This window comes from Bradyrhizobium sp. Ash2021, assembly GCF_031202265.1.
In the GTDB taxonomy this organism is placed as follows: Bacteria; Pseudomonadota; Alphaproteobacteria; order Rhizobiales; family Xanthobacteraceae; genus Bradyrhizobium.
The window spans coordinates 3,286,725-3,313,538 of record NZ_CP100604.1 but is presented as its reverse complement, the minus strand read 5'-3'; the positions used below and the strand labels follow the sequence as shown (position 1 = coordinate 3,313,538).

Here is a 26,814-nt window from a genome sequence, read left to right as displayed (position 1 = left end):
ATGCCGAGAAGAATGGGTCCCGGTACTGCGGAGCAACGCTTCGCGCTGCGCAGCGCCCGGGACACGAGAACTTCGGAGCGCGAAAATGACCGCTCTGCTCGAAGTCGAAGGCCTGGTCAAACATTTCGTCGCCGATCGTTCGGTGTTCGGCCGGCCGACCGCCCACGTCAAGGCCGTCGATGGCGTCAGCTTCTCGGTCGATGCCGGCAAGACGCTGGCGCTGGTCGGCGAGTCCGGCTGCGGCAAGTCCACGGTGAGCCGGCTGGTGCTGCGGCTGATCGAGCCCGATGCGGGCACGGTTCGCTTCGAGGGGCGCGATCTGCTCGCATTGGACGCCAACCAATTGCGTATCTTCCGCCGCGATGCGCAGATCATCTTTCAGGACCCTTACGCCTCGCTCAATCCGCGCATGACGGTCAGCCAGATCCTGACCGAGCCCCTGGCGCTGCATGACCTCGTGCCGCCGCCGCGCCGCCGCGAGCGGGTCGAGGAATTGCTGCGGCTGGTCGGGCTCGAGCCGCGCTTTGCGCGCCGCTATCCGCATGAATTCTCCGGCGGCCAGCGCCAGCGCATCGCCATCGCCCGGGCGCTGGCGGTCGAGCCGAAACTGATCATCTGCGACGAGCCGGTATCGGCGCTCGACGTCTCGATCCGCTCGCAAATCCTGAACCTCTTGCGCGACCTGCAGGACCGGCTCGGCCTCGCCTACATCTTCGTCTCGCACGATCTGGCCGTCGTGAAGCACATCGCCGACCGGGTCGCAGTGATGAATCTCGGCACCATCGTCGAGATCGCCGAGGCGCAGGCGCTGTTCGCCGCGCCAATGCACCCCTATAGCCGCGCGCTATTGTCGGCCATCCCCGTACCAAAACCGCGCGCAAAACGCAGCCGTATCGTGCTGCAGGGCGAGATGCCGAGCGCGCTCCGTCCGCCGCCGGGCTGCCGCTTCCACACCCGCTGCCCCTATGCGATCGAGCGCTGCCGCGTCGAGGTGCCGCAACTGCTCGCCGACGGCACCGGACATGCAACGGCCTGTCACCGCACGGCGGAACTGCCGCCACCCGAGAGCATCGTTCCAGCCGATGGCGGCTTTTCGTCGACACTGGAAAAATTGGTCGCCGCGTTCAGCGGTGGTGCGGAAGGGCCGGCGCGGGCCGGGGTTGATACAGTCGGGACTTAATCCAAGAGGACATTTAATCCAAGAGGACATGGGGACAGAGCGATGAAAATCCTGCGTTTGGCAGTGACGGCGGCGGCCTTGCTGCTGTCGTTCGAGGCAAATGTTCAAGCCCAGACCACGCTGCGCATCGGGCTTGCCGAGGACCCTGATATCCTCGACCCGACGCTGGCGCGCACCTATGTCGGCCGCATCGTATTTGCAGCGTTTTGCGACAAGCTGTTCGACATCGACGAAAAGCTCAACATCGTGCCGCAGCTCGCGCTGTCGCACGAGACCTCGGCCGACGGCAAGGAGGTCACGATCAAGCTGCGGCCGGGCGTGAAATTCCAGGACGGCGAGCCGCTGGACGCCGCGGCTGCGAAATTCTCGCTCGATCGCCACCTGACGATGCCGACGTCGTTTCGCAAGCCGGAGCTTGCCGCCGTCGACCACATCGACGTCGTCGATCCTCTGACCATCAAGATCGTGTTGAAGACGCCGTATTCGCCGCTGGTCGCGCAACTCACCGATCGCGCGGGGATGATGGTGTCGCCGAAGGCGGCGAAGGAGGAAGGCGACAAGTTCGGGCTGCATCCGGTTTGCGCCGGCCCCTACAAATTCGTCGAGCGTGTGCAGCAGGACCGCATCGTGTTCGAAAAATTCGCCGATTACTGGAACAAGGACAACATCCACATCGACCGCATCGTCTATCTGCCGCTGGTGGATGCGACGGTCCGCCTCGCCAATCTGAAATCCGGCGGCCTCGATCTGATCGAACGGCTGCTGGCGACCGACATCAAGGCGGTGCAGGCGGACCCGAAACTCAAATTATCCAGCGCGATCGAGCTCGGCTATCAGGGCGTGACCTTGAACATCGGCAAGGACAAGGCCAAGGGACCGCTCAGCCAGTCCGCCAAGGTGCGCCAGGCGCTCGATCTGTCAATCGATCGCGAGGCCATCAACCAGGTCGTATTCAACAGCGAGTTCAAACCCGGCAATCAATGGGTCAATCCCGATCATCCTTACTACCAGAAATCCTTCCCGGTGCGCGGGCGCGACGTCGCCAAGGCCAAGGCGCTATTGAAGGAAGCAGGCGTGACCGCGCCGGTCAGCGTCGACTTCATGGTGCCGAAGGGCGCCGAAACCGAAGCCGTCGCGCAGGTGATCCAGTCGATGGCGGCGGAGACCGGCTTCGACATGAAGATCAGGGTCACCGAGTTCGCGACGTCGCTGAAGCAGGCCGAGGCCGGCGAATACCAGGCCTATATGCTGGCGTGGAGCGGGCGCATCGATCCGGACGGCAATTCCTACATCTTCCTCAAAACCGAAGCGCCACAGAACTATAGCGCCTGGTCGAATCCCGATGCCGACAAGGCGCTCGACGACGGCCGCCTGGTCACCGATCAGGCGCAGCGCAAGGCGATCTATGAAAAGCTGACGAAGGCCGCACTCGACGAGGAGCCGATCCTCTACATCTTTCACCGCAAGATACTGATCGCGCATACCACGAGGCTGGAGGGCTACAAGCAGATGCCCGACGGCCTGGTGCGCGTGGTCGGGCTGAAGCTGAAGTGAGCATGGCTGCGCCCGCATTCTCGTGTCCCGGACGCGGTGCAGCGTTCTTACGCTGCTCCGCGGAGCCGGGACCTGCCGCGCATCGTGGATGGGTCCCGGTTCTGCAGCGCACCGTTGCACGCTGCGCTGCGCCCGGGACACGATAATGCCATGCTGAACTTCCTCGCACGGCGTATTGTCCAGTTGATCCCGACACTGTTCTTCGTGTCGATCCTGATCTTTTCGCTGCAGCATCTGTTGCCCGGCGATCCCGCGCTGATCATGGCCGGCGAGGAGCGCGATCCCGCGGTCATCGAGCAAATCCGGCAGCAGTACCGGCTCGATCGGCCGGTGCCGGTCCAGTATGTCTACTGGGTCAAGGGTGTATTATCCGGCGACTTCGGCGAGTCCTTGCGCATCAAGGTGCCGGTGCGCGAATTGATCGCGCAAAAACTGCCCGTGACCATGCAACTGGCGGCGATGGCGATCGTGATCGCATTCCTGATCGGCATCCCCGCCGGCATCGTGTCGGCGGTAAAGAAGGGTACGGCCTGGGACTACGGCGCCAATCTGTTCGCGCTGTGGGGAATCTCGACGCCGAATTTCTGGCTCGGCATCATGCTGATCTTCCTGTTCTCGATCGAACTCGGCTGGTTGCCGGCTTCAGGCTATGTGCCGCTCAGCGAAAACTGGCGCGCCAGCCTCGCCTCCACCATCATGCCCGCTTTCGTGCTGGGCAATGCGATCGCCGCGATCCTGATGCGCCATACCCGCAGCGCCATGCTGCAGGTGCTGGAGAGCGACTACGTCCGCACCGCCCGCGCCAAGGGCCTTTCCGAGCGCTCGGTGATTCTCAAGCACGCCATGCGCAACGCGCTGACGCCGGTCATCACGCTCGGCGCGCTCGAACTCGGCACGCTGTTGTCTGGCGCGGTGCTGACCGAGCAGATCTTTTCGATTCCGGGTTTTGGCAAGCTGATCGTCGACGCCGTATTCAACCGCGATTATGCGGTGGTGCAAGGCGTGGTGCTGGTGACGGCGACGATCTACATCACGCTGAATTTGATCGCCGATATCGCCTATATCCTGGTCAATCCGCGGCTGAGGGCTTGAACGGCATGACCGACGCTGCACTCAACATTCCCATTGGGGTCTCCGAAGAACTGGAGAGCCCGACGCGGCGCGCGCTGCGCCGGCTGTTCCAGCGCAAGGGCGCGGTGGTCGGCCTGATCGTGATCGCGACGTTCATCCTGCTGGCGCTGTTTGCGCCCTTGATCGTGCCCTATGACCCGATCGCGACCAGCTGGTCGCTGGTGCGCAAGCCGCCGTCGGCTTTGCATTGGTTCGGCACCGACGATCTCGGCCGCGACATTCTGGGCCGCGTCATCTACGGCGCGCGGGCCTCGCTGGTGGCCGGTGCGATCTCGGTCGGGATTGCGCTTTCCGTCGGCGTCCCCCTCGGATTGCTGTCGGGCTATCGCGGCGGCTTCATCGACGCCCTGATCAGCCGCATCACCGATGCGATGCTGGCGGTCCCGTTCCTGATCCTCGCCATTGCGCTCGCGGCGTTTTTAGGTCCCAGCCTCGGCAACGCCATGATCGCGATCGGTGTCTCCGCCACGCCGATCTTCATCCGGCTGACCCGCGGCCAGGCGATGAGCGTCAAGGTAGAGGACTATGTCGAGGCCGCGCGCGCGATGGGCAACCCGCGCTGGCGCATCGCGCTGTTCCACATCCTGCCCAACATCATGCCGGCGCTGCTGGTGCAGGCGACGCTGTCGATCGCGGCCGCCATCATCGCCGAAGCCGCGCTGTCGTTCCTGGGCCTAGGCCAGCAGCCGCCGCAGCCGTCCTGGGGCAGCATGCTCAACGCCGCGCAGCGCTTCCTGACCAACGCACCCTGGATGGCGCTGTGGCCGGGGCTTGCGATCTTCCTGGTGGTGCTGTCGTTCAATTTGGTCGGCGACGGCTTGCGCGACGCGCTCGACCCAAGGGAGCGGTGATGCCGCTTCAACATCGTCATTGCGAGCGCAAGCGAAGCAATCCATCTCACCACACAAAGAAAGAATGGATTGCTTCGTCGCTTCGCTCCTCGCAATGACGAAAGAAGGCCTGTTTCGCTCCAGTCAGACTCTCAAATCACCATCTCGCGCGCCACCCTCCGGCAATCCATCTCGTATTCGAGATCGATCACCGGCGGACGCGCGAAGTGCCAAGTCAATCCGGAGCGCGTGGCGCCGCGGCGCGCCAGTTCGTCGACCATGACGGGATGGAAGTCGTGCACGGTGTAGGCCTGCGCCGCCGTGGTGTCGTTCCAGCCGAAACCGAACTCGGCGAGGCGGCGTTCCATCTCTGCGGTCGTGAACCTCACCTTTTCCTTCAAGCCGTCCGGACTGAGATCGCGGTAGCGCACGATGCGCTCGGGATAGCTCCCGGCGCCGCCGCGCGCTTCGGCGCTGCCGGCGATGACGAAGGACGGCGACGTGCCCGAACCCGGGCGCGTGAACGAGAACGCGTAAAACGACGGCTCGGCGGGCGGATCGATCTCGGGACAGACATTGCTGCGCGCCACCGGGTTGGTGGTCCCGTCGAACAGGCCCCATTCGGCCAGCGTCTTGACGTAATGCTGGTTGAAGGCGCGAAAGCCATCCTCGGTAAACGCCGCGGGCGAGCGCAACTCGCAGGCGCAGAACGACGTCAGCGGCCGCCCCGCCGCCTGAATATATGTTGCGATCCGCGCAAAGCCCTCGGCCAGGGCTACCGGTTTGTCGAAGCGCACGCGCTCGATTTCAAAGCCGGGAGCGGCGGCGGCGCCGCTCGAATATTGAAACACCGCCGGAATGAACCGGTAATTCCCGGCCGGAAAATCGCGCGTCATGTCTGTTCCCCAGATCCTGTTACTCGTATCCCGTTATTCCAGCTGCATGCGGACGCCCTTGGCGCCGTTCAATAGCCGCTTCAGATGAAAGCCGGCGAGCGCATCGTCGGCATGCAGCCCGACCAGCGCCGCAAAGGCCGGCATCGCCGTGGCATCGCCGGCCTCGAGCTTGGCGAAGGCATCGGAATATTGCGACGTCGCGGACTCCGCGAACACCGCCTCCGGCAACGGTTCGTAGGCGCGCAGCGGCTCGCTGCGGCCGCGCAGCATGAGATCGCCGACCGGCCGCCCGCGAAAATCCGCGGCGGCGTCGGCCACCACGGCGCTGACGCAGATCCGGGTGCCCAGGAACTTGTTGGCGGCCTCGAGCCGTGCTGCGGTGTTGATGGTGTCGCCATAGGCGGTGTAGTCGAAGAACCGGCTGCCGCCGAAATTCCCGACCAGCGCCGGACCGGCGTGAACGCCGATCCGGGTGGCGCCGAAATTCACGCCCTTCGCCTTCCAGCGTTCGCGGAACGCCTGGGCCCAGATGTCGAGATCATGCGCGCAGGCGATCGCGCGCCTGGCATAATCCGGCTGTTCTCCCGGCGCGTTGAACAGAATCTGGATCGCATCGCCGATGATTTTGGCGACCGTCCCCTCATGGGCGAACACGACATCGGTCATCCCGCCGACATATTCGTTGAGCAGCGCGCCCAGCACTTCAGCTGCTGCGGTCTCCACCAGCGAGGTAAAACCGGTGATGTCGGTGAAGATGACCGCGACGTCGCGCCAATGCACCTCCATGCCGTCGCTATCGCCGATCGCGGCAAGCCGGCTTGCAATCTGCGGCGAGAAATACCGCGACAGCGAGGCATGGGCGCGCTCGGCCTCGGCCTGGCGACGGCGGGCTTCGCGCATCATCTCGACATGGCGGATGGTCTTGTCGATCGTCATTTCGAGATCGCCGAAATCGATCGGCTTGGTCAGGAAGTCGAACGCGCCGCGGTTCATCGCGGTGCGGATGTTGCTCATGTCGCCATAGGCGGAAACGATGATGGTCGATGTCTTGTCCTCGGCCTCCTGCAGCTTTTGCAACAGCGACAGCCCGTCCATCCGGGGCATGTTGATGTCGGACACCACCATGTCGACATGCGGATGTTGCTCGATCGAGGCCAGCGCCTCGATGCCGTCATGCGCGAACACAAAGGTCATCGCGCCGTCGCGGATCTGCCGGCGGAATTTTTGCAGTACCAGAGCCTCGAGATCGGGCTCGTCATCGACGACGAGGATGGTTGCGGTCATGCGGCTTGCCCGAGCCTGGTATCGATCTCGTGGCGCAGCAGCGCGAAATCGATCGGCTTGGTCAACAGACCCACCGCGCCGCGCTCGATCGCCTTGCGCCGCGTCTCGGCGTCGCCATAGGCGGTGATCATGATCACGGGCACGTCGGGCCGTTCGGCGCGCACCTTCGGCAGCATTTCAAGGCCGCTCATGCCGGGCATATTGATGTCAGATAGGATCAGGATCAGCGACGGGTCACGAATTTCCGCGGCACGCAGCAAGGCCGAGGGCGCCGACGGAGCAAACTCCATCGTGAAGCGCCCGGACTTGAGATCGCGCCGGAATTGCTGGCGAAACAAGGCTTCGACATCGGGCTCGTCATCGACGACGAGTATGTAAACGCTCAATTCTTGCCTCCAATATATTTGAGCACGATCTTTCCCGAAAACCGGTTTCCACTTTTCGCTAACGCGGCCCTTCGGGTCATGCCTTTGCTTGTGCCGCCCCGGTTCGGGGCAGCGTAATGATGAATTCGGTAAATACGCCAGGTTCGGTATCGACGTCGATTGCGCCGCCGTGCTGTTTCACCACGATGTCGTGGCTCATCGACAGGCCAAGCCCGGTTCCCTCGCCCGCGGGCTTGGTGGTGAAGAAGGGATTGAACATTTTCTCCTTCACCTCCAAGGGGATACCGGTGCCATTGTCGCGAATCCGGATTTCGACCTTGGCGCCCAGGCTTTTGGTCGACGCCCTCAACGTCGGCTCGAAGGTTCCGTCGCCGGCTCCCTTGCGCTTGGTCGCGGCGTAGAAGCCGTTCGAAATCAGGTTGAGGAAGACGCGCGTGATTTCCTGCGGGTAGAGATCGACCATCCCGGCTGCGGGATCGAGGTCGCGCTCAAGCTTGATGTTGAATCCGGATTTTTCCGCGCGCGCGCCGTGGTAGGCGAGATTGAGGCTCTCCTCGACGATCGCGTTGATGTCGGCCGGGCGGTGCTCACCCGATCCCTCGCGCGAATGCAGCAGCATGTTCTTGACGATCGAATCGGCGCGCTTGCCGTGCTGAACCACCTTTTCCAGATTGCCCTTCAGCATATGCGTCAGCTCGTCGATCTCCTCGCGCGTCTTGTCGTCGAGCGAAGCGTCCTTGAGCAGATCGTTCAGTTCGTCGATCAATTCACCCGACAGCGCCGAGAAATTGTTGACGAAATTGAGCGGATTCTTGATTTCATGCGCGATGCCGGCGGTGAGCTGGCCGAGCGAGGCGAGTTTTTCGGTCTGCACCAGGCGGTCCTGCGCGGTGCGCAGGTCTTCCAGCGAGAGCGACAGCTCCCTGGTGCGCTCCTGGACCTGCTCGAACAGGCGCACGTTCTCGATAGCGATGACGGCCTGGTCGGCAAAGGTCTGGACGAGATCGATCTGGCGCTCGCTGAAGGGCCCGGGCCTGGGCCGTCCCAGCAGCAGCACGCCTTCGACCGCGCCGTCGCGCATCAAGGGCACCGCGAGCACCGCCCTGTAATCGCCGAGTGTGGATGCTGGACCAAAATTATATTCGGGATCGCGTTGCACATCCGGGACGTGGACAGGCTTGCTGTCCATAAAAACCCGGCCGGTGATCGTGTTACGGCCCGGCTTGATCGGGTTGGCGTGCATGAAATCGATAAAGGCCCGCGTACAGCCCGATTCGGCCTGCAGCCGCATTACCTCGCCATCCCTGAGGCAAATGATGCCAAGCGATGCCCCGCACAGCGCCTTGGCCGATTCCGTCAGTGTCGTCAGCACCGATTTCAGGTCGAATGCCGAGCGGCTGATCACCTTGAGCACATCCGCGGTGGCCGTCTGCTGCTGCAGCGATTCGCTCAGTTCCGCAGTCCGCTGCTCGACCTTGTTCTCCAAGTCCGCGTAGGATTCCTGCAAGCGTGAGCCCATGTCGTTGAACTGATTGGCGAGGCCTTCCAGTTCGTCGCCGGTTTTGATCGAGATGCGCTGGGCGAAATCGCCGCCGCCGATCCGCTCCGCGCCGGCCCGCAACGCCTGGATCGGGCCGACCATGCGCCGGGCCAGGAATATCCCGGCGAGCACGGCGAAGATCGATGCCATCAGCAGCACCACCGCGAGCCGCTGCAACGCCTGGTACAGCGACGCATAGGCTTCCTTGACCGGCAGTTCGACGAACATGGTCCATTTAAGCGGCAAGATCGGCGCGGAGGCCGTCAGCACCTCTTGCCCTTGAATGTTCAGCGCACCCTGCAACGGGTCCACGCCATCCGGATTTCCCGACATTGCAGCCTGCACCTGCGCGAGCTTCGACATGTCGGTGTTGCGCAGCACCAGGCTGATGTCGGGATGCGCGATCAGGCGGCCCTGCGAGCCCACCACATAGGCGTGGCCCTTCTCGCCGACCTTGATCTGCGAAACCACGTCCCAGATCAGCTTCAGATTGACCTCGGCGATGCTGACGCCGGCGTCCTTGCGGGTGCCGGCCAGCGACAGCGTCATGTAAGGCTCGGATTCGCGGCGGAAATAGACCGGCCCGTAATAGACCTTGTTGGCGACGGCCTCGGTAAATTTCGGGTCCTTGGAGAGGTCGACGCCGGAATCGACGACGTCCATGGCCAGGCGCGAAACCCGCAAGCGCTCCTTGCCGGTCGAATCGATCTGCGACAGTTCGGTAATGGCCGGCACCTGCCGCAACAGCCGCAGCGCATCGAACCGGCGGTCCTGCAGCGACCCGGCCGACCAGGGCAATTGGGTGGTCCAGCCGAGCTGGCTTTCGATTTCCTTGATGAACTGGCTGATCTTGGCCGCCGCGGCCTCGGCCTGCTCGTGCTGAATCCGGATCAGGGCCAGCTTGTGCTCGCGGTAGTAGAAGAAAACCTCGAAAATCCCGTTGGAAAGCAATGCAACGCCGACCACCGCGACGAACAGCGCGACGTATTTGGTGAACAGCCGGCTGCGGATCTTGGTGCCCGTCGGTCCCGATGCGGGCGGCACGGCCGCCGCCGGCGATGCCGCCAGCGTCCGGCCTTCCGGCGTATCGGGATGCAGTGAAATGCTCATCCCGCCCTGTCTAGCAAGAACGCAGGAATTTGTCTCTTGCCGCAGTGCGGTAGGGTTTAAACAGCCGCGGCGGCCGAGGCCGCCGCTGGATCCTCAACGCTATTGGGCTTGCGGCCTCAGGTCGGCTTCAGCGCCGTCCGGCCGAGATCGAATTCCTCGATCTCCTTGGTGCGGTCGGACTCGGCATGGGCCCGGTGATCGGTCGCGATCGTCACATAGACCGCGGGCAGCACGAACAGCGTAAACAGCGTGCCGATCGACATGCCCGAGACGACCACGAGCCCGATCGAGAACCGGCTTGCGGCGCCGGCGCCCGATGCGGTCAGGAGCGGAATCAATCCGGTGACCATCGCCGCCGTCGTCATCAGGATCGGACGAAGCCGGATGCGGGCCGACATCTCGATCGCCGAGCGCCGGTCGAGGCCTTCGTTGAGCTGCAACTCATTGGCGAATTCCACCATCAGGATGCCGTGCTTGGTGATGAGACCCACCAGCGTCAGCAATCCCACCTGCGTGTAGATGTTCATCGTCGCCACGCCGAAGAACAGCGGGATCAGCGCGCCCACGATCGCCATGGGCACGCTGATCATGATCACCAGCGGATCGCGCAGACTCTCGAACTGCGCTGCCAGCACCAGGAAGATGATGATCAACGCAAACCCGAAGGTGATCGCGAGCTGGTTGCCTTCCTGCACATATTGGCGGGAGTCGGCGAGATAGTCGTGGCTGAAGCCCGACGGCATCTTCCTGGCCTCGCCTTCGAGGAAGTCGACGGCCTGGCCCACGGTGACGCCCGGCATCGGCACCGCCTGGAAGGTCGCGGAGTTGAGCTGGTTATAATGCGTCAGCGCATTCGGATCAGTTCCGGTCTCGATCGACACGATGGTCGAGATCGGCACCAGTTGCCCGGTGTTGGTCGGCACGTAATAGCCGCCGAGCGATTCCGGCGACAGCCGCAGGCTGCGTGGCACCTGCGGGATCACCTGGTACGACCGCCCCTCGAGGTTGAAGCGGTTGACGTAATTGCCGCCTAGCAGCGTCGCCAGCGTATTGCCGACCTGCTGCATGTTGATGCCGAGGTTGCTCGCCTTGGAGCGATCGACCTTGATCCGCACCACCGGTTGGTTGAAGTCGAGGTCGCTGTCGGAGACGATGAACAACCCGCTCTTGCGCGCGGCCGCCTTCAGCTTGTCCATCTGTTCATAGACGGCCTGGAAGCCCGCGGTGGTATTGATGACCATCTGCACCGGCAAGCCGCCCGGCCCGCCCGGCAGCGGCGGCAGGTTGAAGGCGAACGCGTTGACGCCTTCAATCTTGGAGAGTTCCGCCTGCACCAGCGGCTTCAGCTTGATCGACGAGCGGGTGCGCTCATCCCACGACGTGAGCAGCATGCCGGCGATCCCGCCCTGCGGACCGTTGATGCCGTTCAGAACGAAGCGAAGGTCGGTTTCCGGAAACTTCTGGAACTGCTTGTCGAGCTTTTCGCCGTAGTAATCGATATAGTCGATGTTGGCGTATTTCGGCGCCTTGGTCACAGCAAACACGATGCCCTGGTCCTCTTCCGGCGCGAGCTCCTTCGACGTGTGCATGTAAAGGAAGCCGACGAGGCCGAGGATCGTCAGCGCGAACAGCCCGGTGATCGGACGATAATCGAGCGAGCGGTCGAGCTTGCGGCCGTACCAGCGCGTCATGGCGCCGAACACCTTGTTGACGATCCTGGCGAACCGGCCCTCTTCGGTGTTCTTGAGCAGGACCGAGCACATCATCGGCGACAGCGTCAGCGCGATCACGCCTGACACGATCACCGAGCCCGCCAGCGTGAACGCGAATTCGCGGAACAACGAACCGGTGAGACCGCCGAGGAAGCCGATCGGCGCGTACACGGCAGCGAGCGTGATCGTCATCGAGATCACGGGACCGACGATTTCACGCGCGCCCTGCAGCGACGCCTGTACCGGCGATTTGCCCTCTTCCAGATGGCGGTGGATATTCTCCACCACCACGATGGCGTCGTCGACCACGAGCCCGATCGCCAGTACCATCGCCAGCAAGGTCAGCAGATTGATGCTGAAGCCCATGATCAGCATCAGGCTGCAGACGCCGACCAGCGACAGCGGAATCGTGACGACGGGAATGACGACCGAGCGGAACGAGGCCAGGAACAGGAAGATCACGACGACGACAATGAGCACGGCTTCGCCGAGCGTCTTCTCCACTTCGTTGATCGATGACTGGATGAATTTGGTGGAATCGTAGGCCACCTTCATCTTCATCGACGGCGGCAGGTTGCGTTCCATCTCGGGAAACAGCGCGCGAACGCCCTTCACCAGTGTCAGCGGGTTGCCCTGCGGCGTCGCCTTGATACCGATGAAGATCGCGTGCTCGCCGTTGAACGCAACGCTCGCATCCGTGCTCTGCGCGGCAAGTTCGACAGAGGCGATATCCTCGATCCGCACGAAGCCGCCGTCCTGCGATTTGACGATCATGCGCTTGAACTCGTCGAGGTTGCGCAGGTCGGTGTTGGTCGAGACGTTGGAAACGATGAAATAGCCCTTGGCCTGACCGGCCGCGGCCTGGAAGTTGTTGGCGGCGATGGCCAGCGACACGTCGTTCGGCGACACCCCGCGTCCGGCCATCTTGACCGGGTCGAGCCACAGCCGCATCGCGAAGGTCTGGCCGCCGAGAATGTCGGCCGACGCCACGCCGTCGACCGTCGATAGCACTGGCTGCACTACGCGCGTCAGATAGTCCGAGATCGCCGAACCCGAGAGCTCCTCGCTCGAGAAGCCGAGATACATCACGGCAATGGTATCGCCGGTGGTCTTGCTGACGATCGGATCGTTGGATTCCTTGGGGATCAGGTATCTAACCGAGTTTACCTTGGCGAGAACCTCGGTCAGCGCCTGGTTCGGGTCGAAGTTCAGCTTGACGAAAACCTGGATCGTAGAGGTGCCGAGCACCGAGGAAGAGGTGATGTAGTCGATGCCTTCGGCGGAGGCGACCGCCTGTTCGATCGGCGTCGTGATGAAGCCCTGAATCATATCCGCCGCCGCGCCCGGATAGACTGTCGTGACGGTCACGACCGTATTCGACAGTTTCGGATATTGCCGGATCGGCAGCGTGGTCGCTGCCCGCAGACCGATCAACAGGATCAGCAGGCTGACGACGACCGAGAGAACCGGACGCTTGATGAAGAGATCGGTAAAAACCATCGCGACAGTCTCTCGTTATCAATAGCGCGGCGGCTGCGCGGGGATGGGCGGGGCCGGATCGGCGGAGATCGTCACGGCCGCGCCCGACTGCAGCTTGAGCTGGCCGACAGCAACAACCCGGTCTCCGGTCTTCAGGCCCTTGAGAATTTCAGCCCGTCCGTCGAGGCGATTGCCAGTCTGGACGAAGGTGCGCACAGCCGTCAGGCTGGTCTTGCCATCGTCTTCCTTTTTCTCGGTGATCAGATAGACCGCGTCACCATAGAGCGTGTAGTCCACCGCCGTTTCGGGAACGGTGACGACCGCCGGCTTGTCCGGCAGCACCACGGTGGTGGTGGTGAACATGCCGGGCTTGAGAATATGATCGGGATTGGTAATCGTCGCCTGTACGCGGATGTTGCGCGTGTCGGTTGCGACCTGCGGCTCGATGGTGCTGATCTTGCCCTCGAACTTGCGGCCCGGATAGGCGTCGACAGCGATCCGAACGGTCTGTCCGACCTTGAGTGCGGCGCTGCCCTTTTCCGTCACGGTGAAGTTCGCATAGAGCTCGGACAGATCAGTCAGAGAGACGATCTGGGTGCCCGCGGTCAGGTACTGACCGACTTCGACCTTGCGAACGCCGAGCTCGCCGTCGAACGGCGCGCGCACCAGCTTCTGCGAGATCAAGGCCTCGGTCTTGGCAATGCCGGCCTGGGCCTGGTCGAACGCCGCCTGCGCAGTATCGACGGTCGCCTGCGGACCGAACTGGCGCGAGGCGAGCTGCTTGGCGCGGTCGAGCGAAAGCTGCGCCACCGTCGCCTGCGCCTTGAAGTTGGCGAGGTCGCCCTGGTCGGGGGCGTCGAACAACTGAACCAGCGGCGTACCCGATTTCACGCTGGCACCCGGAGTGAACATGATGTCGGTGATGCGCCCGCTGACATCGGAGGTGACGTTGACCTGGTGCACGGCGGCGAGATCGCCGACCGCGATCAAGAGGTTGGGAATCACTTCGGTCCTGGCCTCCGCAATGCTGACGGAGGCCGGCGGCGGCTTCATGTTGGCGAAGTACTTCGCCATCCCGTAACTGCGTAACGCATTGAAGCCGACCAGACCGCCCACCAGCAGCGCCAGCAACAGCCCGACGATGATAAACCAGCGCACCATCCGAATCGGACGCTTGCGCGATTTTTCGCCAATCGGTTCGCCCGAGATATGGCTTTCGGTTACAATGTTCATGTCATGCACTTTCTGCGGTTACCGATTGTCCCGAATTCGGCGACAGCTCGCGATCCAGATGAAAAGCAATTGCGGCTTCGTTAAGCCCGATTCCGCGGAGTATGAATTGACAAAGCTGCCGCTCGTGGCCGGCGGCATCGCCATAGGAAAGACAGGGCACGGCGGGAAGCCGCACCAGCGCCGCCATCAGCACGGTGTGATGCGCAAACCAGAACAGATTGAGCGGCGCGTGGCCGATGGCTGAGGCATCACCGGCGGCGATCGCGCTTTCGAGCGAGGTGGTGAACACCGACCCGATCAGATTTTCGATCTTGCCGTAGAGCAGCCGCGCGAACTCGCCGTCGTCGAGATGGCTCGTCACCATCAGCCGCAGCCGCTGCGCCTCTTCCTGGTCCGGCGCCTCGAGAAGCTCCCTGAAATGCCCAACCATGCCGCAAACCAATTCGACCAGCGTCGCGGTCGACGGCTCCTGGCCGAGCAGATGCATCAGATCCGGGTCGGCCTCGCACTCTTCGGCGAGGATTTCGGCATAAAGCGCCGCTTTGGAGGGGAAATGCTTGAACAACAGCCCTTCCGATATGGCCGCCGCCGCCGCGACGCTCTTGGTCGTGGTTCCGGCAAAGCCATTTCGGGCGAAGCATCGCTTGGCGGCGCTCAAGATCAATTGCCGCCGCAAATCACTGGTCATGCGCAGGGTAGACATGGGAATGTGAGTAATCACTCACCAAGGTGAATGTCAAGAAATATGGCAACGCTGCGGGCGAATTCCGGTACGCTGCGGCGCAAAAATCACACCCTCATCTCTTTGTTTGAACGTCAGTTTTCCGAAAACCTAAGCCTCATTACTTGCGGCTCACTCGGATCGGCCTGCGAGCCCCAGCGCACCGCTTGTGGTCCCGGCCGGGCGTCGTGGTCGTAATCGCCCGGCATCATCGCTTCAATCCGAGTTGACGCCGGCGCGGGAACAGCATTTAAGATAGTTGCAGGTGCGACTAATTTTGGTGGTCGTTCATTTGTCCGTCTTCACGAAGAGTGACAGGCATGAATTCAGACGCGCGCGAGCTGGCGGCCGGTTTCGACCTTGAGAAACTGACACCGGAGTTCTACGCCAACCCCTACCCGACCTATCGGGCCCTGCGCGAGCACGAGCCGGTCAAGTGCCTGCCGAACGGTTCCTGGTTCCTGACCCGCTACGACGATCTGGTCTCGGCCTACAAGAGCACCAAGGTGTTCTCATCCGACAAGAAGAAGGAGTTTGCGCCGAAATATGGCGCCTCCCTGCTCTACGAGCACCACACCACCAGCCTCGTCTTCAACGATCCGCCCGCCCACACCCGCGTGCGGCGGCTGATCATGGGCGCGCTGTCGCCGCGCGCGATCGCGGCGATGGAGCCCGACCTGATCGCCTTGGTCGACCGCCTGCTCGATGGCCTCGCCGCCAAAGGCCAAGTCGAGGGCAGCGTCGACCTGATCGACGATTTTGCTTCCGCGATCCCCATTGAAGTGATCGGCAATTTGCTCGACGTCCCCCACGACGAGCGCGAGCCCTTACGCGACTGGTCGCTGGCGATTTTGGGCGCGCTCGAACCCGTCGTCAGCCCGGACGCCTTTGCCCGCGGCAATTTGGCGGTGAAGGACTTTCGCGCCTATCTCGAAGGCCTGGTCGAAAAGCGGCGCGCCAAGCCGGGAAATCCCCTCAACGACGTGCTGACGCGGCTGATCCAGGGTGAAGACAATGGCGAGCGGCTGACCAAGAAGGAATTGCTGCACAATTGCATCTTCCTGCTCAACGCCGGCCACGAGACCACGACCAATCTGATCGGCAACGGCCTGGTGGCCCTATTGGATCATCCCGCCGAGAAGCAACGGCTGATCGAACACCCCGAACTGATCAAGACCGCGGTCGAGGAAATGCTGCGGTTCGAAAGCTCGAACCAGCTCGGCAACCGCATGACCGTGGAGCCCGTCGAACTCGGCGGCGTCACGCTGCCCGCGGGCACGCCGGTGACGCTGTGCATCGGCGCCGCCAACCGCGATCCCCTGCAATTCCCCGATCCGGAGCGTCTCGACATCGGCCGTACCCCGAACCGCCACCTCGCCTTTGGCACCGGCGCGCATCAATGCGCCGGGATGGCGCTGGCACGGCTCGAAGGCGCGATCGCGATCTCGCATTTTTTGGCGCGGTTTCCGGAGTATAAGCTGAACGGCGAACCGGTGCGCGGCGGCCGGGTGCGATTTCGCGGTTTTTTGAGGGTGCCATGTGTGGCCAGCTAATGCTGCATCAATCTCGTCATCACCGATGAATGAAGCCTGATCCCATGGACATCGATCAATTGCGCGATCGCTTGGCCGATTCCCTGCTGACGGCCCTCACCATTCTGCTCGTCGTCATGCTGTTTGTCGTGGCCCCGCTGCAGGCGCAGGGCATTTTCGCGTTTCAGGTGTTCGAACTGGTGCTGGCGCTGTTTCTCGTCGGCGGCGTTTTCTTCATGTCGGGCAGCCGATGGGCGGTGATCGCGATGCTGGTCGCGCTCAGCATGATCGTCACCGGTGCCATCCTGCGCATCCGATCACCCTCGATCCTCGACCTCAATCTGTTCGCGGCGTCCTGGCTGATAATGGGAGTGACGATGGGATGGGTCGTCGCGCGTGCGACCTTTGCGCCGGGACGAATCACCTATCACCGCGTCATCGGCGCCGTGCTCTTGTACCTGACGGTCGCCGTCGTCTTCGCAAGCCTGTACACCTTTGTCGGAACGCTGGAGCCGAAGGCATTTTCCGGCATGATTGTCGAAGACAGCCCGGCGCTGGCGAGCCGGCTGATTTATTTCAGTTTCGCGACGATGACCACTACCGGCTATGGCGACGTTGCTCCCGTCGACCCGATCGCGCGCAGCCTCTGTAATCTGGAGGCGATCTTTGGCCAGCTTTATCCCGCGACGCTATTGGCACGGCTGGTGACGCTCGAACTGGCGCACCGGGAGAAGGATTGACGCCCAACCATGGTCGGGACCAGCGAGCCGGGCCATGCGACTTGCCCGTTCGGCGCGGCGCCCTGCGACCAGGGAATATTTGCAATTAGGTCGGCATCAATCCTTCCCAGCGGCCGGGCCGATGCCCAAGTGATTGATAGCGTGATTGATAGCGTGATCGATAGCGTGATTGATGGCGTCGTGGCTGGCGCTGTTCCGAGCGCTTTGGTCGCGCCGGCGCGGCCTGCCAGGGGAGTGACGAAAGATGAATCGATCGGTCACTGATTTCCTCGCCACCGAAGCCCGCCTGGGCACCTACAATTACGAGCCGATCGGGGTCGTGGTGTCGCGCGGCGAAGGCGTCTTTGTGTGGGATACGGAAGGCAACCGCTATCTCGATTGCCTCTCCGCCTATTCGGCGGTCAACCAGGGCCATTGCCATCCCAAGATCCTGGCGGCGATGGTGCAACAGGCCGGCCGGCTGACGCTGACCTCGCGCGCCTTCCACAACGATCAGCTGGCGCCGTTCTACGAAGAACTCGCGCAGTTGACCGGCTCGCACAAGGTGCTGCCGATGAACAGCGGCGCCGAAGCGGTCGAGAGCGCGATCAAGTCGGTGCGCAAATGGGGCTACGTGATCAAGGGCGTGCCTGACGGGCAAGCCGAGATCATCGTCTGCGCCAACAATTTCCACGGCCGCACGCTCGGCATCGTCGGCTTCTCTACCGATCCTGAGACGCGCAAGCATTTTGGACCGTTCGCGCCCGGCTTCAAGATCATCGCATTCGGCGACGCTGACGCGCTGGAAGCGGCGATCACGCCAAACACCGTCGCCTTCCTGGTCGAGCCAATTCAGGGCGAGGCCGGCGTCATCATTCCACCGGCGGGCTATTTTGCGCGGGTACGCGAGCTCTGCACCGCGCATGACGTGATGCTGATCCTCGACGAGATCCAGACCGGGCTCGGCCGCACCGGCAAGCTGCTCGCCGAGCAGCATGAAGGCATCGAGGCGGATGTGACGCTGCTCGGCAAGGCGCTGTCCGGCGGCTTCTATCCGGTCTCGGCGGTGCTTTCCAACAACGACGTGTTGGGCACGTTGAGGCCCGGCCAGCACGGCTCGACCTTCGGCGGCAACCCGCTCGCCTGCGCGGTGGCACGGGCCGCGCTGCGCGTACTGGTCGAGGAAGGCATGATCGAGAATGCGGTCGTGCAAGGCGCGCGCTTCCTCGACGGGCTCAAGACAATCCGCGCCAACACCGTCCGCGAGGTGCGAGGCCGCGGATTGATGCTGGCGGTCGAGCTTCACCCCGAAGCCGGCCGCGCCCGCCGCTATTGCGAGGCGCTGCAGGCGCGGGGCCTGCTCGCCAAGGACACCCACGAGCACACCATCCGCATCGCCCCGCCGCTGGTGATCACAAGCGATCAGGTCGACTGGGCGCTGGAGCGGATCGATGCGACGCTGAAGCAGGATTTGTCATGACGATGGTGCACGACCGCCGTCGCAGCCGCCGATTCTCTTGAGCGAATTGGGTTCACCCGTTCCCCTGCGGCGTAAAATCGCAATGCCGCAATCGTCGGCGGGCGAACGATTCTTGCGCTCTCGCGTTGAGTTCGGTGGGCGACCGGACCTACCGGGGAGCTACGATGATCCTTCCACGTGGCGCTTGCCTTGCAGCGTTATTTGTTGGTCTCTCCGCGATCGCGGCGAGCGTCGGCGCGCACGCCCAGCAGAAAGGGCATGGACCGCCTGCGGCGGCCGCCCGGCCCGCCGGACCGCCAGCCGCGGCATTTCATCCTGCAGCACCGCCGGCAATGGCACGGCCGGCCGCACCGGCATTCCATTCCGCTCCCCTACAGCGTCCAGCCATGGCGGCGCCGCGCCCGATGCCTCACTTCGCTGCACCGCCACACGTGGCTGCACCGCGCGTTGCAGCTCCGCGGCCTGAGTTCCATCGTGGTCCGGCGGCGCTGCCGCAGCGTCCGGCCATGACGCGGCGGCCGGAGCCCCACATCGCCGCACCATCGCGCCCCAACACAGCGCCCGCTGTGAGCGCGCGGCAGTCGCGACAGGAACAACGCGCGCAACAGCGTGAGCAGAACATCCAGCAGCGACAGCAAATCGTGCAGCAACGTCAGCGCGAGACGCTTTCGCGCCAGACTGTGGAGCGTCAGACCCGTATCGATCGCCTGCAGCAGCGCGTGCAGCAATTGCAGTCGCAGAAGCCGCAAGGCGCGCGGGCGCAACGCCAGCAAGAGCGATTGCTGCAGGCGCAGAGCCGCCTGCTCGAGCGCGAGCAGCATGCGCAGCAGAGTGATCTGGCGCGCCAGAAGCAGTTGGGACTGCAGTCTCCCGCGGCTGGGCGAGCCGCCGCGGCAGCCGCCGCCGTGCAGGCCGCCGAACGCGGGCGGTTTGCGGCGCGCTTCCGCGGCAATGCCAACCCGCAGGCCCAGGCGGCACTCACCGTCCGACAGCACGGCTGGGCTCCCCGCTTCGCCTGGCGGCGCGGCCTGCACGCGGCGTTCGTGCCATGGCTTGGCCCGGTGTTCTGGCCCTATGCCTATTCCGACATCTTCGATTACACGTTCTGGCCTTACGCCTACGACCCCGGCTATTGGGCGTACGCCTATGATGACTTTTTCGACACCGTATTCTGGGGCGACGAAGGTCCGTATTCCGCCTACGCCATGCTTGGCCCGGAACCCGGAGGCGAAGGATACGCTTCGCGCGCACGCGAACGGCCAAGCGCGAGCCCGCAGACCCTGCGGCAATTGTGCGGCGATGCCGACAAGGGCGTCACGGCCTGGCCGTTGGCCTCGATCGCGCGGGCGGTACGGCCGACGCCCGAGCAGCGTGCGTTGCTGGACGAATTGAAGACCGCGGCGGCACAGGCTGCCGCCGTGTTCAAAGAATCCTGCTCCGATACTTTTGCGATGACGCCACCCGGCCGTCTGCGGGCGATGACGAACCGCATCAGCGCGACGCTCGAGGCGGTGCGGATCGTGCGGCCGGCACTGGAGAAGTTCTATAATTCGCTAAGCGACGAGCAACAGGCCCGCTTCAACGCGCTTGGTCCTCATGTCGGTGAGCGTCCGCCGCAGCAACCGTCGCAGGATGCGAATGCGCAGTCCGAAAGCTGCGGCCAGCCCAAGTCCAGCCTGACCCAGCTGCCAATCGAGCGGATCGAGGCCGTGGTGCACCCGGCCGGCAAGCAAAAGGAAGCGCTCGACCGCCTGAGCGCGGCGACCAGGAAGGCCGTTCAGGGATTGCAGGCGGCCTGCCCGGACGAGGTGCCGCTGACGCCGGTCGGGCGGCTGCAGGCGATGCAGAAGCGGCTCGAGGCCATGCTGGAGGCGGCGAACAGGGTGCAGCCCGCGCTCGACGAGTTCTATGCCGAACTGAGCAGCGAGCAGAAGGCCCGCTTCAACACACTGCAGCAGGTCGCAAGCCCCTGACCTAATCCGAAGAACGCATGTCGCAGTTTACGAACCCAGGAGATTCGACATGACCACCAGATTCGGCATGACAATCGAGGACATCGCGGTACCGGCCGGCTTGGCTGTCCTGTTCTGCTGGACCTATATCTTCCTGCCGCTGGCGTTTTACCACGGCTGACGCGTGCCCCTTTGCCGACCGGGCGTTGGAGAGGATCGGAGCCGCCTTGAAGCAGGATTTGTCGTGGGCCGCGACCTGCGGCCGCTATCGCGCAAGTTCAGTTCGGCTTCTTTTCCATTCGATAGACCCGGTTGTTCAATCCGAACAGCGCCGTGCCGGCGTTGACGAAATGAAAATCGATGGCGCCGTCGCATCCGGTCTCGATTGTCGGGATCGTCTTGTCGGTAAAACCCAGCGCCGTGGCCTGCTTGCCGGGATCGGTCAATCCGCCCTGAAACAGCATGTCGGGCGCATATTGCTTGATCGCGTAATGCGGCTTTTTGCACCCCAGCGGAGGCGGCGCGTCGATCCGGTCGGCGCGGAACGTGACGGCGTGGCCGATCAACGCTTTCGCGCCGCTCAAACCACTGTCCGGTGCCGTTCGATGCAGATCTGCAAGACCTCATCCATTGGCCTGCCCCACCAATCGCTGGAAAAAATCTCGATCTCGGAATAGCCGGCAAATCCCTGCGCTTCGACCGCCGCGCGCACCGATTTGATGTCGATGACGCCGTCGCCCATCATGCCGCGGTCGTTGAGGATGTCCTTGGTCGGCACCAGCCAGTCGCAAACATGGAACGCGAGCAGGCGATCCTTGCCGGTGCGGGCGATCTGCGGCAGCATCTCGGGGTCCCACCAGATGTGATAGACGTCAAGCGCGACGCCGAGCGCGCCTGATCGTTGCGGGTCCAGCGCGTCACAGAGATCGAGCGCCTGTTTTGTGGTGTTGACGCAGGCGCGGTCGGCGGCATAGGCCGGATGCAGCGGCTCGATCGCCAGCGGCATGTTTGCCTGTCTGGCGTAGTCCAGCATTTCGGCCAGGCCGTCATGGACCTGCGCCCGCGCCGCCAAAATATCCTTTGAGGCGCTGCTGCCGGGCCGCGAATATTGCGGCAGGCCACCCGCGACCAGCACGATGCAGGGTGCGCCCAGTGCCTTGGCCTCATCGATCGTGCGGTGATTGTCGTCGCGCACCGCGATCCGGTGCGCGGCGTCGGCCGTGAACATGCCGCCGCGGCAATAGCCTGACAGCTCGAGCCCGGCGTCGCGCACGGCACGCGCAGCGCGGTCGAGCCCGATCGCTGCGATCTGGTCGCGCCAGGGATCGATGGCGCGGATGCCATGGCGGGCGCAGGCGTCGATGATCTCAGTGAGATCGCCCTGCTTGCGGATAGTCGCCGTGTTCAGCGACAGCCAGCGATGATCGCCCGAAAAATCCCGCATCAGGATTCAACGCCGCGGGTGGAAAGCCACGTTTTCATCCGCCGTGTCGCCAACTCCGGATTGGCGAGCAGGCCGGCCTTGTCGGCGAGACGAAACAGTTCGGCCAGATGCAGCGTCGAGCGCGTGCTCTCCTGCCCGCCAACCATGGTGAAGTGGTCCTGATGGCCGTTGAGCCAGGCCATAAAAACGATGCCGGTCTTGTAGAACCGCGTCGGCGCCCTGAAGATGTGGCGTGACAGCGGCACCGTTGGCCCCAGCACGTCGTGAAAGCCCGCTTCGTCGCCGGCCGCCAACCGCGACAGCGCATAGGACGCCGCCGGCGCGATGGCATCGAAGATGCCGAGCAGCGCGTGCGAAAAGCCCGCGTCGTCGCCGGCGATCAGTTCGGCGTAATTGAAGTCGTCGCCGGTATACATCTTCACAGATTTGTCGAGCCGGCGGCGCATATCGATCTCGCGCTGCTTGTCGAGCAGCGAGACTTTTACGCCGTCGACCTTGGCGGCGTTGGCATTGATGATGCCGACCGCGATGTCCATCGCGGTATCGAGGCTGGACGTGCCCCAGTAATTCCTGAGCGCCGGATCGAACATGTCGCCGAGCCAGTGGATGATCACGGGCTCGCGGACCTGCGACAGCACGCGGTCATAGACTTTTGCGTAATCGTCGGCGCTGCGGCCGAGCTTGGCCAGTGCCCGCGACGCCATCAGGATGATGCGGCCGCCGGCTTTTTCCACCGCCGCGATCTGCTCTTCGTAAGCGCGGATCACGTCGTTGATACTTTTGGCGTCTTCGACCGCGAGATGGTCGGTGCCGGCGCCGGAGAACACCAGCGCGTTGCCTCTGGTCTTGGCGGCCTTCACCGAGCGCTGGACCAGTTCCAGCGAGGTCGGCCAATCCAGCCCCATGCCGCGCTGCGCGGTATCCATTGCTTCGGCAACGCCGAGGCCCAAGTCCCAGACGTGTTCGCGGAACGCGATCGTCCGGTCCCAGTCGACCGCCGCCGTCAGCCACGGATCGCACTCGGCCAGCGGATCAGCCACCACATGCGCGGCGGAAAACGCGACGCGGTTGAGCGTGCCTTCAAGTTTGGCCGGAAAGGTCCGCGAGGCCGCCAATCGATAGGTCTCGATCGAACGATCCGCATTCGGCAGTTTTAGCGACAGCGACGAGACGGGCAAAACGGGCTTGTTCATGGCCCTCACCTCACACCTTGATCGGAGCGACGTCGATCCAGCGGCGCTCCTTCCAGCTCTGCAGCGCGCACTCGGCGAGCTGCACGCCCTTGGCGCCTTCCAGCAGCGTGTATTTGTAGGGCGCGTCCTCGCAGACATGGCGAATGAACATTTCCCACTGCTCCTTGAATCCGTTGTCGTAGACGACGTTTTCGGGAAGCTTTTGCCAGTCGCCGTAGAAATCGTGTGTGCGCTTTTCGTCCGGATTCCATACCGGCCGCGGCGTCGCCTGTCGCGCCTGAATGACGCAATCGGTGAGGCCCGCCACCGCCGAGCCGTGGGTGCCGTCGACCTGGAAGGTAACGAGATCGTCGCGATAGACCCGCGTCACCCAGCTCATGTTGATATGCGCGATCACGCCGCCCTTGAGGCGGAAGGTGGCGTAGGCGGAATCGTCGGCGGTCGCGGTGTACTTCTTGTTCTTCTCGTCAAAACGTTCGGGAATATCCGTGCTGCCGAGGCAGCTCACGCTCTCGACTTCGCCGAACAGATTGTCGAGCACATAGCGCCAGTGGCAGACCATGTCCAGAATGATGCCGCCGCCGTCCTCGCTGCGATAATTCCACGACGGCCGCTGCGCTTCCTGCCAGCCGCCCTCGAACACCCAATAGCCGAACTCGCCGCGCACCGAGAGCATGCGGCCAAAGAAGCCGGAGTCGCGCAGGAAGGCGAGCTTCTTCAGGCCCGGCAAAAACAGCTTGTCCTGCACCGTGCCATGCTTGACGCCTTTGCCGTTGGCAAGCCGCAGCACGGCCACCGCCTCGTCGAGATTGGTCGCGATCGGCTTCTCGCAATAAACGTGCTTGCCGGCGTTGATCGCCTTGGTCAGCAGCGACGGGCGCGCCTGCGTCGTCGCGGCATCGAAGAAGATCGTGTCATTCCTGTCGGCCAGCGCCTTGTCGAGATCGGTGGTGCAGCGCTGCACGTCGAAGCGCTTGGCCAAGGCTTCCACCTTTTCCGCGTCGCGGCCGACCAGGATCGGATCCGGCATCATGCGATCGCCGTTCGACAGCAGCACGCCACCCTGGTCGCGGATGGCGACGATGGAGCGGATCAGATGCTGGTTGAGCCCCATCCGGCCGGTGACGCCGTTCATGATCAGGCCGAGGCGTTTGGTGGTCATACAATCTGCTCCTGCAAAACTTGTGTTGTTGGCCGCGCCAGCGGCGATAGCGTGGACCAGTCCGGATGGACGGATGTGGCAAAACCGGGTGCGGTCAGCGATCCCGTCAGGAGATCCCCGTCGTGGATCGCTAGGCGGATTTTGTTGCCGTCGCGGGCATAGAGATCGGGATGCGCCGACAAGAACGCTTCGGCTTCGCCGGCCGGCGTTTCGGCGAAACCGTCGACATAATGGTGACCGTTACGCTCGGCGTGGGTGACGCCGATCAGGGCGCCCAGCGCAAGGTCCTGCTGCACGCCGAGGCCGGCCTGACAGGTCAGGTCTTCGCCGGTGATGAAGTACTTCTCGCCCTTCGCGCTCCATTTGGCGGCGCGGGTCGCATTGACGATCGACTTGTAGATGCCCTTGCACGATTTCGAGGAAATGCCGCGATAGCCGAGCGCGCGCGCCACCGGGAAGGCGTCATAGCCATCGTCGGCTTCGTCGATGATGAAATTGCGGCCGGCGAGCGCGCCCAGCGGCGATTGCCGGGTAACGTCGCGCGGCATCGGCTGTTCGAGATATAACAGTTTTGCCGCAATCGGCTTTAGCGCGCTATCGCGGTCGAGCCGCTCGACCAGCGCGCCTAGAACCGTCAGGTCGGCATATTGCTCGTTGGCGTCCAGAGAAACCCTGTAGTCATGCGGCAGCGTGGCGAGTTCCTTGCCGATGCCGGTCAGGCGATCCGCGTCATGCGCGGGATCGCCATTGAGCTTCAACTTGAAATACCGCGCGCCGGCGGTTTCCTTTGCGTCGGCAACGCCGCCCTCGCCTTCTATCCTGTCGTCGAGCCCGACGGTGTGCCGGATCGCGACGCGCTCCAACCGTTGACGTCCGGCCAGGAAGCCCGCGATCTCCTCATCGTTCAAATCGCGCGACAGACGCGCGTCGATACCGCTGATATTTCCGGCCATGCCGTCGAAGAAGTTCACGCCTACACAGCGCAACAGCGCATCGAGGATGGCCTTGTCGATCTCGGCCGGGCCGTAAGCCGCTGCAAGCGGCGGGATATCCTCGCGCGCGCAAGCCTCAACCTGCGCATCGATGCACGCCGCATGCAAGCCGAACGCGGTCTCAAAACCCTTGCGCCCGAGATAAAGCTCGCGAGCGATCGTGAGCGAGCGCCGCAACGCTTCCACCGTTTCGTCCGGCGCAAGATGCGGCCGCTTGTCGAACCATTTTGGCACCAGCAACTCGGCGCTGGCACCGGTGGCCGTGCCCTTGCCTTCGACCTCGATCTCGACCCGCACGAACGCCTGCGGCGTGGCGTTGATCGTTACCGCGCCGAAGCGGAACGGCCGGGCAAAACTGACCGGACGTTCGAAGAAGGCGATATCTCGTACGGACAGGCGATAAGGCATCAATCCAGCGTGCCCTGGGTGAAGAAATGCTTGCGGATCCGCTGCACCAGTTCGGTGAAGGCGGGATCGGCCATGGCGTCGAGCGAGCGCGGCCGCGGCAGCGGCACGTCGTAGATCGCCGCGATCGCGCCGGGCCGCTCGGTCATGACGAGGACACGGTCGGCCAGGAACACCGCTTCCGGTATGGAATGCGTGATCAAGAGCACGGTCTTGCCGGTCTCGCGCTGGATCCGCATCAACTCGACATTCATCTTCTCGCGCGTCATCGCATCGAGTGCGCCGAACGGCTCGTCCATCAGCATGATTTTCGGGTCGTGCACCAGCGCCCGGCAGATCGAGGCGCGCTGCTGCATGCCGCCGGAAAGTTGCCAGGGCAGCTTTTTCTCAAAACCCTCGAGCCCGACCAGTTTCAACAGCGCCTTGGCGCGCGCCAGATATTTTTCGCGCGGCAGTTTTTTCATATCGATCGGCAACATCACGTTGGACAGGATGTTGCGCCACGGCAGCAGCAGCGCGTTCTGGAACACGATGCCGACATTGCCGTGCGGTTTTGTCACCTGCTCGCCTTCGACGAGGATCTCGCCGGTTGAGGGCGGCAGCAGGCCGGAGATCATCTTGAGCAATGTGGACTTGCCGCAGCCGGACGGACCGACCACGACAAAGAACTCGCCTTCGTTGATGTGGAAGTCGAGCGGCCGCAGCGACGGCACATCGCCGTCGCGCGACCGGTAGGTTTTCGACACGCCGGAGAGCGTGATCCCCGCCGTGCCGCTGGCGGCGCGATCGGACACCAGGCGCAGATGCGCGGCCGGCTGATCGATTTGTTTGGTCGCTGCGCTCATTCAGCAAATCCATTCGAAAAGCGGTGTTGCGAAT

At 63.4% G+C, this 26,814-nt stretch carries 21 protein-coding genes; 8 read left to right on the top strand and 13 right to left on the bottom strand.

Annotated elements, in window-relative coordinates:
- Nucleotides 1-85 precede the first annotated feature (85 nt).
- The 4 genes from NL528_RS15790 (at nt 86) to NL528_RS15775 (ending at nt 4,716) form a co-directional block, all read left to right on the top strand.
- Nucleotides 86-1,180, top strand: a complete 1,095-nt coding sequence (locus NL528_RS15790) for a dipeptide ABC transporter ATP-binding protein (RefSeq protein ID WP_309183602.1) — start codon at nt 86-88, stop codon at nt 1,178-1,180.
- A gap of 42 nt (nt 1,181-1,222) precedes the next feature.
- Nucleotides 1,223-2,734 (top strand): ABC transporter substrate-binding protein, encoded by a 1,512-nt coding sequence (locus NL528_RS15785; RefSeq protein WP_309183601.1) that lies wholly within the window; start codon nt 1,223-1,225, stop codon nt 2,732-2,734.
- A gap of 150 nt (nt 2,735-2,884) precedes the next feature.
- Entirely contained in the window at nt 2,885-3,826 is a 942-nt protein-coding gene (locus NL528_RS15780) for an ABC transporter permease (RefSeq protein ID WP_074281428.1), read from the top strand.
- Between the two features lie 5 nt (nt 3,827-3,831).
- Entirely contained in the window at nt 3,832-4,716 is an 885-nt protein-coding gene (locus NL528_RS15775; protein ID WP_309183600.1) for an ABC transporter permease, read from the top strand.
- Nucleotides 4,717-4,847: 131 nt separating this feature from the next.
- Here the strand turns inward: NL528_RS15775 and NL528_RS15770 are convergent, their stop codons facing one another.
- From NL528_RS15770 to NL528_RS15740, 7 genes are all read right to left on the bottom strand, one after another.
- Complete coding sequence (locus NL528_RS15770; RefSeq protein WP_309183599.1) at nt 4,848-5,591, bottom strand: hypothetical protein; 744 nt, start codon at nt 5,589-5,591, stop codon at nt 4,848-4,850.
- A gap of 33 nt (nt 5,592-5,624) precedes the next feature.
- Nucleotides 5,625-6,875, bottom strand: coding sequence for a response regulator (locus NL528_RS15765; RefSeq protein WP_309183598.1), 1,251 nt, complete (start codon nt 6,873-6,875; stop codon nt 5,625-5,627).
- Nucleotides 6,872-7,261 (bottom strand): response regulator, encoded by a 390-nt coding sequence (locus NL528_RS15760; RefSeq protein ID WP_309183597.1) that lies wholly within the window; start codon nt 7,259-7,261, stop codon nt 6,872-6,874. The genes NL528_RS15765 and NL528_RS15760 overlap by 4 nt, the downstream gene beginning before the upstream one ends.
- Nucleotides 7,262-7,337: 76 nt before the next feature.
- Nucleotides 7,338-9,911: an ATP-binding protein gene (locus NL528_RS15755; RefSeq protein ID WP_309183596.1), complete on the bottom strand. Its 2,574-nt coding sequence runs from the start codon at nt 9,909-9,911 to the stop codon at nt 7,338-7,340.
- A gap of 116 nt (nt 9,912-10,027) precedes the next feature.
- Complete coding sequence (locus NL528_RS15750) at nt 10,028-13,123, bottom strand: MexW/MexI family multidrug efflux RND transporter permease subunit (protein WP_309183595.1); 3,096 nt, start codon at nt 13,121-13,123, stop codon at nt 10,028-10,030.
- A gap of 18 nt (nt 13,124-13,141) precedes the next feature.
- On the bottom strand, nt 13,142-14,335 hold the full coding sequence (locus NL528_RS15745; protein ID WP_309183594.1) for an efflux RND transporter periplasmic adaptor subunit: 1,194 nt from the start codon (nt 14,333-14,335) through the stop codon (nt 13,142-13,144).
- Nucleotide 14,336: 1 nt separating this feature from the next.
- The gene (locus NL528_RS15740; protein WP_309183593.1) at nt 14,337-15,038 is read right to left on the bottom strand and encodes a helix-turn-helix domain-containing protein; all 702 of its coding nucleotides are present in this window, start codon (nt 15,036-15,038) and stop codon (nt 14,337-14,339) included.
- A gap of 338 nt (nt 15,039-15,376) precedes the next feature.
- Between NL528_RS15740 and NL528_RS15735 the strand changes: the two genes are divergently transcribed.
- The 4 genes from NL528_RS15735 (at nt 15,377) to NL528_RS15720 (ending at nt 20,760) form a co-directional block, all read left to right on the top strand.
- Nucleotides 15,377-16,609 (top strand): cytochrome P450, encoded by a 1,233-nt coding sequence (locus tag NL528_RS15735; protein WP_309183592.1) that lies wholly within the window; start codon nt 15,377-15,379, stop codon nt 16,607-16,609.
- Between the two features lie 44 nt (nt 16,610-16,653).
- Nucleotides 16,654-17,328 (top strand): ion channel, encoded by a 675-nt coding sequence (locus NL528_RS15730; RefSeq protein ID WP_309183591.1) that lies wholly within the window; start codon nt 16,654-16,656, stop codon nt 17,326-17,328.
- A gap of 244 nt (nt 17,329-17,572) precedes the next feature.
- Nucleotides 17,573-18,787, top strand: coding sequence for an ornithine--oxo-acid transaminase (gene rocD / locus NL528_RS15725; protein ID WP_309183590.1), 1,215 nt, complete (start codon nt 17,573-17,575; stop codon nt 18,785-18,787).
- Nucleotides 18,788-19,293: 506 nt separating this feature from the next.
- Entirely contained in the window at nt 19,294-20,760 is a 1,467-nt protein-coding gene (locus NL528_RS15720) for a Spy/CpxP family protein refolding chaperone (protein WP_309183588.1), read from the top strand.
- A 257-nt stretch (nt 20,761-21,017) separates the two neighbouring features.
- Here the strand turns inward: NL528_RS15720 and NL528_RS15715 are convergent, their stop codons facing one another.
- From NL528_RS15715 to NL528_RS15690, 6 genes are read right to left on the bottom strand one after another with little or no spacing between them, the layout of a single operon-like run.
- Nucleotides 21,018-21,323: a hypothetical protein gene (locus tag NL528_RS15715; RefSeq protein ID WP_309183587.1), complete on the bottom strand. Its 306-nt coding sequence runs from the start codon at nt 21,321-21,323 to the stop codon at nt 21,018-21,020.
- Complete coding sequence (locus NL528_RS15710; protein WP_309183586.1) at nt 21,320-22,183, bottom strand: sugar phosphate isomerase/epimerase family protein; 864 nt, start codon at nt 22,181-22,183, stop codon at nt 21,320-21,322. Before NL528_RS15710 ends, NL528_RS15715 begins: the two co-directional genes overlap by 4 nt.
- Nucleotides 22,183-23,376: a dihydrodipicolinate synthase family protein gene (locus NL528_RS15705; protein WP_309183585.1), complete on the bottom strand. Its 1,194-nt coding sequence runs from the start codon at nt 23,374-23,376 to the stop codon at nt 22,183-22,185. The genes NL528_RS15710 and NL528_RS15705 overlap by 1 nt, the downstream gene beginning before the upstream one ends.
- A 10-nt stretch (nt 23,377-23,386) precedes the next feature.
- Nucleotides 23,387-24,538 (bottom strand): Gfo/Idh/MocA family oxidoreductase, encoded by a 1,152-nt coding sequence (locus NL528_RS15700; RefSeq protein WP_309183583.1) that lies wholly within the window; start codon nt 24,536-24,538, stop codon nt 23,387-23,389.
- Nucleotides 24,535-25,938 carry a hypothetical protein gene (locus NL528_RS15695; RefSeq protein WP_309183582.1) on the bottom strand — a complete coding sequence of 468 codons (1,404 nt, stop codon included), beginning with the start codon at nt 25,936-25,938 and terminating at the stop codon, nt 24,535-24,537. The genes NL528_RS15700 and NL528_RS15695 overlap by 4 nt, the downstream gene beginning before the upstream one ends.
- Nucleotides 25,938-26,780, bottom strand: a complete 843-nt coding sequence (locus NL528_RS15690) for an ABC transporter ATP-binding protein (protein WP_309183581.1) — start codon at nt 26,778-26,780, stop codon at nt 25,938-25,940. Before NL528_RS15690 ends, NL528_RS15695 begins: the two co-directional genes overlap by 1 nt.
- Nucleotides 26,781-26,814: the final 34 nt, after the last annotated feature.